Below are 15193 nucleotides of genomic sequence, written 5' to 3'. Positions count from 1 at the left end.
TACACATGAAAAAGATTTTGTTATTAGGCTCAGGAGAGCTGGGTAAGGAGTTTGCTATTGCTGCCAAACGTGCAGGACAGTATGTTGTGGCATGTGATAGTTACGATAACGCCCCAGCTATGCAGGTTGCTGATGAGTCGGAAGTAATCAATATGCTTGATGGTACGTCACTTGATGCTGTTGTCGACTTCCATAATCCCGACATCATCGTTCCAGAGATAGAAGCAATCCGAACAGAGCGTTTGTTTGACTATGAACAGCGTGGTATTCAGATTGCCCCATCTGCTCGTGCAGTCAACTTCACGATGAATAGGCGTGCTATTCGTGACCTTGCTGCTCGTGAACTCGGTCTGCGAACTGCAAAATACTTCTATGCTAAGACTTATGAAGAGTTCAAGTCTGCTGCTGACGAGATTGGTTTTCCATGTGTAGTAAAGCCTTTGATGAGTTCAAGTGGGCATGGACAAAGTTATGTCCATAATGATGCAGAGCTTGAAGAAGCATTCAAGAATGCAATGGAAGGAGCTCGTGGGGATGTAAAAGAGGTAATTATAGAAGAATTTATAGACTTTGATAGCGAGTTTACACTGCTCACTGTAACTCAAAAAGATGGTCCTACTCTCTTCTGTCCGCCTATCGGTCATATACAGAAGGGAGGCGATTATCGTGAAAGTTGGCAACCTTATGCTATCTCTGAAGATGCTCTACGTCAGGCAGAACACATTGCTAAGGAGGTAACAAATGCTCTTACAGGTTATGGAATATGGGGAGTTGAGTTCTTTCTAACCAAACAAGGAGAGGTAATCTTCTCCGAGTTATCCCCAAGACCACATGATACTGGTATGGTAACATTGGCTCATACCACTAATTTCAGCGAGTTCGAGCTTCATTTCCGGGCTGTGATGGGACTGCCGATACCCGCTATTCACCTTGAACATGCAGGTTGTTCTGCTGTCATCTTATCTCCAATTGAGTCTGGTAAACCACTAGCATACAATCTTTTAGATGCTTGTAAGGAAGACAGAACTCGCTTGCGTATCTTCGGAAAGCCTATTGCTCATGTTGGAAGACGTATGGGAGTAGCTCTCTGTTATGGTGAGGTTGGAACCGATATGGACGAATTGCGTGATAAAACGAAGCGTGTGGCAGCAACCGTTTTAGGCACTGATCCTTATATGAAAAAGCATTAATAAGGAGATAATGACATATTGAGTAATGAATGACAACGAGTTTTCATTAGGAAAGATAATATCATTGCAGAAGGTTGTTGACCCTCGTGGAAACCTCACCGTAGCCCAAGGTATGAAGGACATACCCTTCCATGTTGCCCGTGCTTATTGGACTTATGATGTTCCATCAGGTACTTCTCGAGGTGGACATGCACATAAACACTGTCGTGAATTCATTATTGCTGTAAGTGGATCGTTCACTGTTACACTTGATAATGGGCACAGAAAGGAGTCCTTCCTACTGAATCATCCTTATCAAGGGCTGCTTGTTGATACTGATATATGGCGCACGCTCGATGATTTCTCATCGGGTGCTGTGTGCCTTGTGTTGGCTGAAGACCCTTTTGATGAGGCTGATTACATTCGTAACTATGACGAATTTATAAACTATTTAAGCCATAAGTAGTTTAGAAATAATGCTTTTATTCTAATATTGACGCACCTAATACTGTATGTTTGAAGTAAGGCAATATACTATAGGACAGGTACTTGAATGGGATAACTTCGTGCAGAGATCGAAGCAAGGAACGTTCCTTTTCAATCGTTCTTACATGGATTACCATGCCGATAGATTCCTTGATAGTTCCTTAATGGTCTATCGGAAGGGACGACTCTACGCCCTTTTGCCTGCCAATAAGATTGATACAACGTTTTACTCACACCAAGGACTGACCTACGGGGGACTTCTTACAAACACAAAAGTATGTGCAGAGGATATCTGTGAGGTATTCCTTGCCATCAACGAATATCTTAACAAACAAGGATTTAAGCATGTAGTGTACAAGTCTATACCATGGATTTACCACAAATATCCTGCTGAAGAAGACTTATACGCACTTCTTAATGTGTGCAAAGCACGTCTAACCATTCGTGATATATCCACAACTATTCCTCTTCTCCAGCATCTAAAGTTCACGGAAAGTCGTAAGAGTGGAATCCGAAAAGCCATTCATTCAGAACTTACCATTGCTGAAAGCAAGGACATGGAAGCCTTTTGGAGAATATTAAACGATAATCTTTCAAATAAATATAATACTCATCCTGTTCATTCTCTAGCTGAACTTAAATTGCTAAAGAGCCGTTTTCCTAAGTCTATTCGCCTCTTCATGGCATTTAATAAGGTTGGTAATCCAACTGGAGGAACTCTCATCTTTGAGACACCGCAAGTCATTCACACACAATATATATCTGCTTCTCCAGAGGGAAAGAGCCTAGGATCACTTGATCTTCTGTTCGATTATCTTATTAATAAGGTGTATGCTGACCGGCAAGGATACTTTGACTTTGGTAAAAGCACCGAAGAGAATGGGCGGAAACTCAATGCTCCTCTCATTTTTCAAAAGGAAGGCTTTGGTGGACGGGGTGTTTGTTACGATAGCTATGAGTGGGATGTTATGCCCATGGACAAGCTGAATAATCCAGTAAGCAAGGGTAAGTAAGGATATAATTAACTGGTTAGAAAAATGATTAACTACCTTTCTCTCAAGGATATAACAGCCCTTCACAGTGATGAAATTACTAACGCTGTGGAACGTGTTGTGCGTTCTGGTTGGTATTTACAAGGGCAGGAAACAAAGCAATTTGAGGCTGATTACGCTAAATTCATTGGTTCGGAACACTGCGTAACATGCGGGAATGGACTTGATGCGCTATCTCTCATCCTTCGAGCCTACATGGAGTTAGGTCGGTTGAAGGCTGGAGATGAAATCATCGTACCCGCTAATACCTACATTGCAACTATCCTTGCCATTACAGAAAACAATTTGACTCCCGTCTTAGTAGAGCCTAATATTAATACACTGGAGCTTGACGACCAACTCATCGAAGCTGCCGTAACATCGAAGACAAGGGCTATCATGCTCGTGCACCTCTATGGGCGATGTGCTTATACACCGCTGATTGGCGAGTTATGTGCGCTCCATAACCTCCTTCTCATCGAAGACAACGCACAGGCTCATGGCTGTTTTTATGGCAAGAAACGCACTGGCTCGTTGGGAAACGCAGCTGCTCATAGTTTCTACCCAGGTAAGAATCTCGGTGCATTAGGTGATGCTGGTGCCGTGACAACAGATGATGCTACACTGGCAGAGACCATCCGTAGTATTGCCAACTATGGCTCGGCACGTAAATATGAGTTCTCTTTTAAGGGTGTAAATAGCCGTATGGACGAGATTCAAGCAGCTGTCTTAGATGTGAAACTCCGTTACCTTGATCAAGAAAATGCACGACGGAAGGAGATAGCCAAAACTTATCAACAAGGTATTAAGAACCCACTAATCACAATGACTACCGATGGCGACCGTGATAATGTGTATCATATATTCCCTGTCTTATGCCCCTCCCGTGATAGATTAAAGTGTTACTTGAACGATAAAGGGGTGTCAACAATGATTCACTACCCTATCCCACCACATCAACAAAAGGCTTATGCCGAATGGAATAGGCTCTCTTATCCCATCACAGAAAGCATACATCAGCAAGAACTCTCCCTCCCTTGTAACCCAACAATGAGCGATGATCAATGTCAGGAGATTATCGATTACATAAATGAATATCAATAGAAACCTAATTTAAACATGTATGAATAAGAAAATCTTTATCGCCTCAGTATGCCTCACACTCATTGCATTTCATACGCAGTCTGCCAACGCCTTAAATACAGAAAAGGCTTCGGTCAGTCATCTTACATGCCCGACTGATGCTGTAACACTTGTTTCTAAGCGTCCTAAAGAGGCTGACCGACTTTTTAAATCGGATGCTGTTGAGAGAGAGATAAGGCTTATTGTGAGTAAACTAACTAATAAACGATTGGCATGGATGTTTGAGAATTGCTTCCCAAACACGCTCGATACGACTGTACACTACACTGAAGAAGCTGACGGAACACCTGATACTTTCGTCTACACAGGCGACATTGCCGCCATGTGGTTGCGTGACTCGGGGGCTCAAGTATGGCCTTATGTGCAACTGGCAGGCAAAGATAAGAAGCTACGAAGGATGTTGGCAGGTGTTATCAACCGCCAGATGAAGTGCATAAACATCGATCCTTACGCCAATGCCTTCAATCAGGTTCCTGATTCGAAAGGCCCTTGGATGAGTGACGAAACGGCTATGAAGCCAGAACTACACGAGAGAAAGTATGAAATAGATTCTCTTTGCTACCCTATCCGACTTGCTTTTGAATACTGGAAAACCACTGGTGACACCAGTGTCTTTGGTTCCGAATGGGTAAAGGCAGTAGAGAATATCCTCAAGACATTCCGTGAACAACAGAAGAAAGAAGGCCGCGGCAGCTATAAGTTCTTGCGTGTTACCGATAGAGCATTGGACACTATGAACAATGCGGGATGGGGTGCTCCAGTGAAGCCAGTGGGTTTGATCGCCTCAGCCTTCCGTCCGTCGGACGATGCAACAACCTTTCTCTTCCTCATTCCATCGAACTTTATGGCGGTGTCATCGCTTCGTAAGGCTGCAGAAATCCTATTGAAGGTGAATAAAGAGGCTGGTCTTGCAAAGGAGTGTACGGCTTTGGCTGATGAAGTTAGCGAAGCTTTGAAGAAGTATGCGGTGTATGATCACCCCAAGTATGGCAAGATTTACGCTTATGAAGTGGATGGTTTCGGTAATCATCTACTGATGGATGACGCTAACGTACCTAGTTTGCTTGCCATGGCTTACCTAGGAGATGTAAGCCAGGACGACCCTATCTATCAGAATACTCGCCGTTTCGTTTGGAGTGAGGACAACCCTTATTTCTTCCGTGGAAAGGCTGGAGAGGGTATTGGAGGACCTCACATCGGTTATGAAATGGTGTGGCCAATGTCCATCATGATGCGTGCTTTCACTTCAAAAGACGATAAAGAGATAAAAGAAAGCATAGAGATGTTGATGAATACGGACGCTGGTACAGGCTTCATGCACGAAAGTTTTAACAAAGATGATGCTAATAACTACACCAGAGAGTGGTTTGCTTGGCAGAACACACTATTTGGTGAGCTCATTATCAAGCTAGTAAATGAAGGAAAGTTAGGCTTGTTGAATAGTATTAAAGAATAATACTCTAAACATCAATAAGTTTGCTTTATTTAACTAAAAAAGTTTGGAATGATTGTGAATTAAGCATATCTTTGCAACGTGTTTTTCATGGTATTAGATTATTAAGGTTAGAAGATTAGTTGTCGTGAGACAGCTAATCTTTAGTCCCAGACCATTCGTCTGGGACTTTTTTATTCTATGAACTCTTATGCTGCTTGGCGTATTTTCACACCTTACAAACATTGTTCTCTTTTGCTGATAACTGCTATTAGCATTAGTCCTCATCTATTTTTTAAGTTGTTGAAAACCATGGCTTTACCGAGTAACAGGCTCTCCGTATTGCGCAGGGGATTATTTTTGGGGCTGAAAGAGAGGCTCTTTTCAAAAGAAGAAGAGCCTTTTCTTGCTGCAAAGAGAGCCTCTCTTTGTATTAAGAAGAGCCTCTCCTTCTATTCAACAATCATTGTGTCTCAATCTGAGTTTATGATAGATTCTGTTTGAAGTAATCTTCTTATTGGTTTCAATGGGAGCTTAGTTCGTATTTCATCAACCTCATCTAGTTCTATAAGAAAGCTATTCTGAGAAGCGATACTACCTCGAGGAATAGTTGAGTAAGGTCTTATCAAGGAAGATAAAAACGATGGATAAGAACTTTACAACAATGGACTAAGTAAGCGAACAAACGACTCCCACAATCGTTGTAAGAATGGTTTTTTGATAAAACGGCGCACATCATCTAGATCAATGCTATCCTTTTGATCCGCTAAGAAAACCTCTTTCACTTGCAGGGCAATCTTCTTATCATAGAAGAAAGCGTTTGCCTCAAAGTCATTCTCAAAGCTCCTGAAGTCGACATTGGTAGACCCTATGGTCGCCATAGCGTCATCTGAGACTAGAAGTTTCGAATGATTGAAGCCCTTCCGATAGAGAAGTATCTTCACACCAGCCCTTGATGCCTCTATAACATACGACCTTGAAGCCCATTCCACAACCTTAGTATCAGTCTCATAAGGTATCATCAAGCGTACATCAACGCCCGACAACGCTGCCACACGCATAGCAAAAAGAATGGGATCTGTTGGTAGGAAGTAAGGCGTCTCCATGTAGACATAATGCTTCGCATTGGTTAGGATACGTACATATCCTTGTTCTATCTCTGGCCAAAGACTTGTTGGACTACTCGTAACCACCTGTACCAAACTATTATTCTGCCCTATAATAATCTCTGGATAATAGCTCCTTTCAGTGATGAGCACCTTTGATACGAAGTACCAATCTACTAGAAAGGCACGTTGCAAACCATAGACAGCAGCCCCCGTGAGCTTCACATGTGTATCACGCCATGACTGTTTCGGTGTTCCTTGGGCGTATCGTCGTGCAATATTCATACCTCCAATAAAGCCAACCTCCCCATCAATGACGCATATCTTACGATGGTTTCGATAATTTACTCTACTTGTGAAAGCTGGAAAACGCACTGGCATAAAGGCGTAAACCTCAATTCCTTCGTTTCGCATACGCGTGAAGAAACTATTAGGTGTGCGCCATGAGCCTACATCATCATAGATGAGTCGCACCTCAATTCCTTGTCTCGCTTTGTCGATAAGGGCATCAGCAATGAGCCTTCCGAGCGGGTCGTCGGAGATGATAAAGGTATCAATATGAATGTGATGTTCGGCTTTTCCAATCTCCATCAGTAGTGACGGAAAGAAGTCATAACCGCTTGTGTAAATCTCAACCTCATTGTTCTTAAAAGGCAAAGCGAGGTTTTGATTCATGAAGAGATTGCTTATTGTGCGGTATTCTTCAGGTATATTGAAGTCCTTTTGTTCGACAAACTCCAGCATAGAACGCTTCGTTAACTGGTCAAGACTCTGCTGCCATATCTTGCGTTCCTTGCGTGTATTCTGTCCAAAGAAGATATACAGGATGATTCCTAAAAAGGGTATGAACATCAGCACCAACATCCATGCCATAGTCTTGGCAGGCTGTCGGTTATCCATTAGCACTCGCACCATTGTGATGATGATGATAATGCTATATACTACAAGGAAGAGCCAATGTACGTAAATCATCGCTGTATTATCTTTTTGTATTCAGCATTGTTTCGCCTCTTAACGTTATTTTTCACCTTATTATATAGGTGCTCCCTGCGATGTGTCAGATGCCTTTTTTTCATTCTGGTTAGCAGTTCGCAAGTATTGAATATATGCCAGTTCCTGCTTCGCGTATTCCATATCTTCTTGATTCTTCAGCATCTCTCGCAGTAGTTTTTCAGCCTCATTGAGTCGTTGCAGACCAATGAGAACATATGACTTACGGCGTAATAAGAAGCGACGAAAGTCCTGCAAGGGCTCTTCCACTTGGTCATCTTCGATGTCACGGAGGCTGTTATACACATCATTCAGCATATCCTCAATAGTCGCAAGAGCACGAAAATCATTCATATTCACTAAGCAGTTGATATACGTCTCGGCGTATCTTATGCTATTCCGACCCACTGTGAACGATAGAAAGAAGAACGCCCTGTCATATTGCAGCATCTCCATGTGACAGGAACCGAGCATGAAACAGATTTCAAGGAACGTCTCTTTGGCACTGTTATTCAGCGTTTTAAAGTCGTAAAAGAGCCGATAGAACGCATTAAACAAGTGTGGTATCGCCTCCACGTAACGCTTTTGAAGATAGAGCCGACGCCCTCGATAGAGATAAGAAGCCACTGGTTGCAACAGAACAGTAGCCAGTAAGCATTCTTCATCAGTAAGTTCTCCCTCCTGACTATTGGCAAGTTTGCTTTGAGCCTCTTTCCATGTGTAGATGAACTCATCGTTGAGTTGCTTGTCAGTACGCAAGTCGTAAGCTATAAGAGCACTCCCCATGCGAACGTTGGTTTCGACAGATGACAATGAACGAGAGGGCGTTGCTGGCAGTGGGAGCAGCGTTCCTGTAATCCTGTAATATAATATGTCCTTCGCTTTCCCTACTTGTTGCAAGCTGATAGTCATGCGTTGTCGGGTGTCAGGAGCCGATGGAAGGAAGAAAATCAGGTCTAACATCGCATGTTGTCGCACGAACTTTCCACCTTCAATCAGCGGTGTGGAGAGGTCGAACACTTCGATCGCCTGTCGGTCAGCTAGTCGATTAATTTCATTCGTGACAATGGTTAATTCAGACGGAACAAAGTTTGCCATGCCAAAGGCGACATCCATCCACTGCGTTAGAGAAGCAGGTTTATTATCATTCTGTCGCCATCCCGGTGCAATCTTCTGATGCGTTAGCTCTTGTTCACGAATCATGTAACAGCTTCTCTCCACATCGCTTTTTGCAGCTTCCAAGTCGTCTGTTTCATTCTCTTTAGCCTCCTTTTCCACCGTATCAAGGCGTTGGCAGAAAGCGTTCTGACTCCCAAATAGATTCGACATAGCCGTTGATAGAATATCTTTCGCACGATCGCTGTCTAAGAGAAGGTCGAAGAATAGATGAATATCAACCTTGTTCTTCGCTTCATTCAGCGTGTAACAGAAGCGCGGACCATCAGAGTTTATGTTCATCTCATTACACAGTTGGCGAACAAGATGTACGTTAGCTAAATCTGTATCAGCGATATAGAGATAGGTTAACTCTATCATCTTCGTACCCGGGAAGAGGTGGATTCCGAAGTGCCCCCGCTGGAAGTCGTACTGAACGAACCGCACTCCAGACTTTTCTTGAGTCCATTCTACCTCACAATTAAGCTCCTTGAGCGCCTTAGTCACCATCTGTTTGTTGGTATCGGAGGTAATATCTCCCAGTGAGAGAGGCTGTGTAAAGAGTCGTTTTATCTTCTCAATCATATCAAAATGTCACTTCCTAATCGTTTAGCGAGGATGTTCCTCTTGTTCTGCATAGCGTTAATTTCCTTCAACATACTCATCATCTCGTCCGTATCTTTGGTTTGCTTCATCCTTGCAACAAGTTCTTTGAGATGTGAGTCGTAGTAGTCTAGTAGGTAATCAGTCATGATGTGTAATACACGATCACGTAGACTGTGTTCCGTCTCCTTAACTTTTAGACTCTCAGAGAGCTGGAATCGGTCGACACTTAGGCGTACGGCTTCATTGGCAATGTCGATATCGGCATGTTGAGTAAAGTATTCTTCGGATTTGAATTGAGGGTCTGCACTATGGTCAACAGCCTCTTGCAGCATCTTTATATACAATGGATTGGTCAGCGAAAGACCATTTTCCATGAGTGTATAAGCTATGTATTGAGCCACTGTAATATTGAGTAATTGCCCTGTAGACTCATCCTTTATATCACGCAGAATGACCTTATCACCATCTTTAACGAGGGTTTGCATGATGATTCTCTCCACTTTCGATACCTGTAGAATTGTACTTGCTGCTGGCTGTTCAACGCCTCGTCCTTCTCTTAAAGCAGCCTCCTTTTGGAATTGCTGTTCGCGTGTCTGCTGTTCACGATACTGATGAATATTGCGGTTCATCTGCTCCATTAAGGTGCGTTCAGCTACTCCCGTACGATTGGAACACTCACGAATATAAGTGTCACGGAGTATTGGGTCTTTGATAACCGATATACTCTGAACGATGGAGCTGATGGCTTCCGAACGTTTAATAGGGTCGGTAACGCCATTGAGCAAGAGGTTGATTTTAAAGACAATGAAGTCTGTTTGATTCTCTTCAACATATTGTCTGAATGCCTCCGCACTATGAGTTCGGGCGAACTCATCGGGGTCTTTACCATCAGGAAGCAGTAGAACCTTCACATTCATACGCTCAGCAAGCAACATATCAGTACCTCGCAGGGCTGCATGTTGCCCTGCGGCATCACCATCATAGAGCAGAACTATGTTCGAAGTGAAGCGGTGTAACATACGAATCTGGTACACCGACAATGCTGTACCACTGTTAGCTACAACGTTCTCAATGCCTGATTGGTGCATAGAAAGCACATCCGTGTATCCTTCCACCATGTAGACAAGGTCGTGTTTGGCTATTGCTTTCTTCGATTGGAATATCCCGTAAAGCTCACGCTCCTTGTGATATATAATGCTATCGGGCGAGTTTACATACTTCTGAGCCACTCCCTTGGTGCGTTCATCCAATAGTCTACCACCAAAAGCGGTTATTTTTCCACTCACACTAACCCACGGGAACATCACACGTCCATTGAATCTATCAATCAAATCGCCATTCTCTCGTTCAAAGCATAGTCCTGTCTTTACAAGAAACTCACGTTTATAACCAGCTTTCAAGGCTGCTTCTGCGAAGGCTGTGCGCCCTGAGAGACAGAAACCAAGGTGGAATTTGCGGATGATGTCATCCCTGAAACCACGGCTACGAAAGTACTGTAAGCCTATAGCAGTACCATCCACGTCATGGTGAAGGATGTTTTCAAAATACTTTGCAGCCCACTCGTTCACCAGAAACATCGATTCGCGCTCGCTCTCCTGTTGCTTTTCTTCTTGCGACAATTCGCGTTCGTGTACTTCAATATGGTATTTATTCGCAAGCCACTTGAGTGCTTCTACATAAGTCATCTGCTCATGCTCCATGATAAACTTCACCGCATTGCCTGCCGCCCCACACGCGAAACACTTGTAAACACCCTTTACGGGACTTACAGAAAACGATGGGGTGCGGTCGTCATGGAATGGACATAACCCTTTAAAGCTGGTTCCTGCCTTGCGAAGAGATACGAAATCGCTGACTACCTCAACGATATTCGTAGCATCCATTATTCGATCTACTGTTGGTCTATCTATCATTATTTTACAAAGATAGTACAAACCTTTGACATGGCAAAGAAGCTGATTAAAAAAGGTGATAATCTATTTGCTATGATGGAGAAAAAGCCTTGTTTTCAGCTTGCCATGCAATGGTTGGGAACTAAAGGATTGTTGCGTGGTAAGGTGTAGTTATGTGTTTCTGTCAAATAATATGGTCTGTTGAAAAAGACGAGAGCCTCTCTTGGCATGAAAGAGAGGCTCTCTTGAAGGTGAAGAAAGGCTCTCTTTACAACAAAGAAACGCCCTCTTTAAATGGCGAAAAGCCTAATCTTTGAAAAAAACGATGTACCTTTGTAGGCGAAAAGAGTTTCACATAGCATTGAATAGATAAAGTTTAAGGTAAGAGATGACAAATACAACGAGTATATTTCAGCGTCCCGTTTGGGTAACGATATTTGCATTAACAGCTGCAATAGCGTGGGGTTGGGCCTATCCCTTAATAAAGTTAGGCATGCAAGAGTTCGCTATTTCCCCCGAAATGACAGGTTCGAAGATGCTCTTTGCAGGCATTCGTTTTTGTTTGTCAGGGCTTATCATCTTGGCAATAGCAGGTGGAAAGAAGCGCAACTTTGCGGTTAGAAAGCCCGCAGACTGGTGGTATCTCCTGGTCTTCTGCTTATTGAATACAACCTTACATTACGCTTTCTTTTACTTTGGATTATCCCATAGTGAAGGCTCAAGGGCTGCTATTTTAAACTCATTGAGCGTTTTCTCTGTTGTAATCTTCGCTTGTCTCTTCTTTAAAAGTGACCACATGACCCTAAAGAAGATAATGGGTTGTGTCCTAGGTTTCGCTGGTATCTTATCGTTAAACTTAGGAGGTGCTGACAGCGGGAGCTTCACTTGGTTGGGAGATGGTATGATTATCCTCAACGCCCTGTGTGGTGCTTCAGCCTCATTGATGATACGTGGATTAGGAAAAAGGGTGGATGTGTTTGTTGGGACAGGCTATAGTTTGGCAATCGGTGGCACTTTGCTGATTATTCCAGGCTTGTTCATGGGAGCGACTTTGCCGAATGTCTCCACATTAGGAGGGCTCTATCTCTTACTTCTTATAGCTATTAGTACACTGGGATTCACGCTTTATAACAAACTTCTAACATGCAATCCAGTGGGGAAAGTAGCTATTTATAACTCGTTAATACCCGTTGTTGGGGCTGTCACCTCATGCCTATGTCTTAATGAAACTTTCTATTTGAAATATATTATGGCAGGCTTTTTAGCAGCAGCAGGAATCTACATTATCAATAAGAGTTAGTAGGTTTTAAATATAATACTCTGCCGCATCCACTAGCCCTGTACGCATAGCATAACGGGTGGCTTCGTGCACATTGTTGACGCCAATCTTGCGAAAGATATTCTTCCGATGAGTGTTGATTGTATGGAAGGAAGAGATACGCTTTTCAGCAATCTCCCGTGTTGTCATTCCTAGAGCAATATCTTTCAATACTTCAATCTCCGTCTTTGTAAGTTTGATACTCTCCTTTTCTGGTGTTGAAATAGGTGCCAGCAGTATGTTAGCTGCGTGTTGGCAGAGGTATCGATTACCCTGTAGATTATATTCAATACATTGTTTTATCTCCGAGAGTTTAGCGTCCTTCAACAATATACTTATTCGATTGTCATTGTTTATTAAAGTGCGTATGAAATTCACACTTAAGTCCTCGCTCCATAAGATAAAATATGCTTTTGGATAGCGTTGAACGATGTTTTGCAAGTCAGACTCACTATCGAAATCAAACAACGTATAGTCCAGTATAACAATAGAATATGGTTTTTGCTTCAACTGAAGCATAAGTTCTGTCTTTGTTCTAACTGATATTGTCGATGCGAAACCCATGTCAGAAAGAATGTAAAGTATTCCTGCATGCGTTATAGCTTGATTATCCGCAACAATGATATTGTTTGTTTTCTCCATGTGAATTCATTCTCAAAACACCCTTGCAAAAGTATATAAAAAAGTTGATTAATCGAGAAATTTTCTGTAACTTTGGATAGAATAGCGACAATCCTTTATACAAGGGCACCTTGTGCGATTGGCTGATTTTGGGGTAACGATTTGGCAACCGTTCCATTTGCTGTGTACTGCTTTGTTTTGCTTGCAAAGAACTCTTTATCTCCGACAAAGATAATGATTATTCCCGAACAATTCTACTCTTTGCTTTATTTTTTCAAGGCAAGGAAAAAATTATTCCCCTGCCGATTTCAAGAAGTAGAAACACGATGTTGTGAAGAAATTGCGGATATATGGAATTGCCCCTATCACGGCGTACAGCCTTCGGGGACGCAGGTGGAATTTCACCTCGTAATGCGGATTGATGAAATAGAAAGTCCTGTCAATGGCTTCAAAGCCTTCCTTTCTCATCGTCCTCTCAAACAACTCTATCGGGCATTTGGTCTTCTTGATGTTCAACAGTTCTCTGACGCATCCCTCGTCTTCCTTCCGAGCCCTCAATATCCGCTCATACAATCTCGTCGGAAGCAGGTGAAAGAAAGGCAGGTGCGAGAGGAAGCGGCTTCGGCATATCTGCTGATGCCCACCGAAAGGCATCTGCCAAGCAGGAAAGGACATGAAAATTACCCCCCCCGGGTTTTTAACAACTGTTTACACTTGTGCATAAATTCCTCCTTGTCGTCGATATGCTCTATCACATCATGGCAGACAATCAGGTCGAACTGATGCCTGAGTTCCTTCAACAGGAACACATCGGAGGCGATGAAACGCCCTTTTGCTCCGTTCTCTTGGAAAAACTTCCTTGCGTCCCTTATCCGTCCCTCTGCCATATCCACGCCCACTACATCGCAGCCCATGCGTGAGAAAGGCAGGAGGTTTCCACCGTCCCCGCAGCCTATCTCCAACACTTTCGTGCCTTTCCCTACCTGCCTGTACCGCTTGATGTAAGGAATGAAATACTTCTCGCTTGTGGTTGCGAGTTCGTTGAAATACTGTCTTCGGTTAAGTTGTCTTGACTGCATCTTATTTTAGGGGTGTTATGGTTTCAACGACAAAGGTAGCAATAATCATGGAATAAGACCGCATGTTTCATTCGTTACCATGAAAAATACCTATAAATGATTATATGGCAATGCGATATGGACGAGTGCAACCCAAAGTTTCCGCTCTTTCGTTTGCGGAATGGCGGGAAAATTCGTATATTTGCGAGGTACGACTAAAAAAGATGTAAATATGGCACACCGTAAAACTTGTTTTGTTTTATTGTTCTTGGCATTCCTGCTGGCATGCGCGTCCTGTTCCAATCCCCAAGACGAGGACAGGAAATCTTCTTTTCAATTGGATAAACCTTATAGGGAAATCATGCAAGGCTCTACGCTCCGTGTGTTCATCACGAGTGGCAGTGGAGACTTGCAGATAAGCAATTCCAATGCGTTTAAGGACTATGCTAGAATTGCCTATGCGAGAACTCCCGAACAGGCAGGGCATGTAGGTGTTCTTTCAATCCAAGCCCTGCAAGTGGGAGAATTTCAGGTCTCACTGACCGACAACCTCACAAAGGAAAGACAGCAACTGACCGTTAAAGTCCTCCCGCCTTATCTGTTACTGGAAATTCACGAAGGCTCAGACCCTGTATGGTCAATAGGAAGCGGAGTTTCGGGACTTTTCCTTGTCCAGAACGCAGCGCATTCTTTTTATCTGTGCCGTTACAAGCCCACTCTCTATCGGTATGTCAGTCCTGCCGTTCTCTCGGGCGTATATGAGATTGTCATGAAAGACGGCGTTCCGACGAACTTGCGCCTGCAAAGCAAGAAACAGGGAATTGTCCGTGATTTCACCTTGACAGGGAAAAACAAGAAAGAGGCTTTGGAAAAACTCGGGAGATTAGGCAGGCTCGGACTTCTTCCGAATGAAGAGAAATTCATCTGTCCCGTCTTTCTTGACGAACACGACATGGAAGAGCATATCATGGCGGAAATGACTTATAAGGAAGCAACCTTGCCTGAGAAAGTCATGGAGTGAGATGCAGGAAAGGAAGTGGAGCATGCGGAGGCACGGTTACAGCCTCACTCCCTTGCTCCTGTTCTCTTGGGAGGAATGGACGGACAAATGTCTGAATTTCTCCCACTGCTCCTTAAACCAACGGGCAATCGGCACTCTGTCCACGAGCAGGTCGAGTACGGTCTT

11 protein-coding genes and 1 pseudogene are annotated in these 15193 nt (G+C 43.3%); 7 read left to right on the top strand and 5 right to left on the bottom strand.

What is annotated here, in order from left to right:
• Positions 1-5 precede the first annotated feature (5 nt).
• Genes purT through O3603_RS02725 form a run of 5 tightly spaced genes read left to right on the top strand, consistent with a single transcriptional unit; the run spans position 6 to position 5285 of the window.
• Entirely contained in the window at positions 6-1190 is a 1185-nt protein-coding gene (purT, locus tag O3603_RS02745; protein WP_371520348.1) for a formate-dependent phosphoribosylglycinamide formyltransferase, read from the top strand.
• A 25-nt stretch (positions 1191-1215) separates the two neighbouring features.
• A complete protein-coding gene (locus O3603_RS02740; RefSeq protein ID WP_314571964.1) occupies positions 1216-1635 on the top strand; it encodes an FdtA/QdtA family cupin domain-containing protein in 420 nt (139 codons plus the stop codon).
• 46 nt (positions 1636-1681) lie between these two features.
• Positions 1682-2668 (top strand): GNAT family N-acetyltransferase, encoded by a 987-nt coding sequence (locus O3603_RS02735; protein ID WP_371520345.1) that lies wholly within the window; start codon positions 1682-1684, stop codon positions 2666-2668.
• Positions 2669-2692: 24 nt separating this feature from the next.
• Entirely contained in the window at positions 2693-3790 is a 1098-nt protein-coding gene (locus O3603_RS02730; RefSeq protein ID WP_371520342.1) for a DegT/DnrJ/EryC1/StrS family aminotransferase, read from the top strand.
• Positions 3791-3809: 19 nt separating this feature from the next.
• Positions 3810-5285, top strand: a complete 1476-nt coding sequence (locus O3603_RS02725) for a glycoside hydrolase family 125 protein (RefSeq protein WP_371520339.1) — start codon at positions 3810-3812, stop codon at positions 5283-5285.
• A gap of 632 nt (positions 5286-5917) precedes the next feature.
• Here the strand turns inward: O3603_RS02725 and cls are convergent.
• Genes cls through dnaG form a run of 3 tightly spaced genes read right to left on the bottom strand, consistent with a single transcriptional unit; the run spans position 5918 to position 11031 of the window.
• Positions 5918-7339, bottom strand: a complete 1422-nt coding sequence (gene cls / locus O3603_RS02720; RefSeq protein WP_371520336.1) for a cardiolipin synthase — start codon at positions 7337-7339, stop codon at positions 5918-5920.
• 60 nt (positions 7340-7399) lie between these two features.
• Positions 7400-9097 carry a hypothetical protein gene (locus tag O3603_RS02715; protein ID WP_371520333.1) on the bottom strand — a complete coding sequence of 566 codons (1698 nt, stop codon included), beginning with the start codon at positions 9095-9097 and terminating at the stop codon, positions 7400-7402.
• Positions 9094-11031 carry a DNA primase gene (gene dnaG / locus O3603_RS02710; protein ID WP_314866483.1) on the bottom strand — a complete coding sequence of 646 codons (1938 nt, stop codon included), beginning with the start codon at positions 11029-11031 and terminating at the stop codon, positions 9094-9096. The genes O3603_RS02715 and dnaG overlap by 4 nt, the downstream gene beginning before the upstream one ends.
• Positions 11032-11398: 367 nt before the next feature.
• On the opposite strand from dnaG, the gene O3603_RS02705 reads away from it, so the two are divergent.
• Positions 11399-12310, top strand: a complete 912-nt coding sequence (locus tag O3603_RS02705) for a DMT family transporter (protein WP_371520329.1) — start codon at positions 11399-11401, stop codon at positions 12308-12310.
• Between the two features lie 6 nt (positions 12311-12316).
• On the opposite strand, the gene O3603_RS02700 is transcribed toward O3603_RS02705, so the two are convergent.
• On the bottom strand, positions 12317-12970 hold the full coding sequence (locus tag O3603_RS02700) for a response regulator transcription factor (protein WP_371520326.1): 654 nt from the start codon (positions 12968-12970) through the stop codon (positions 12317-12319).
• Between the two features lie 270 nt (positions 12971-13240).
• A pseudogene (locus O3603_RS02695) lies at positions 13241-14028 on the bottom strand (class I SAM-dependent methyltransferase).
• Between the two features lie 340 nt (positions 14029-14368).
• Between O3603_RS02695 and O3603_RS02690 the strand changes: the two are divergent.
• Positions 14369-15028, top strand: a complete 660-nt coding sequence (locus O3603_RS02690; protein WP_371520323.1) for a hypothetical protein — start codon at positions 14369-14371, stop codon at positions 15026-15028.
• Positions 15029-15193 lie beyond the last annotated feature (165 nt).

The organism is Prevotella sp. 20925_1_30 (assembly GCF_041433025.1).
Lineage (GTDB): Bacteria > Bacteroidota > Bacteroidia > Bacteroidales > Bacteroidaceae > Prevotella > Prevotella vespertina.
Note: the sequence above shows the minus strand (reverse complement) of the source record. Positions and strands in the feature narration are given on the sequence as shown.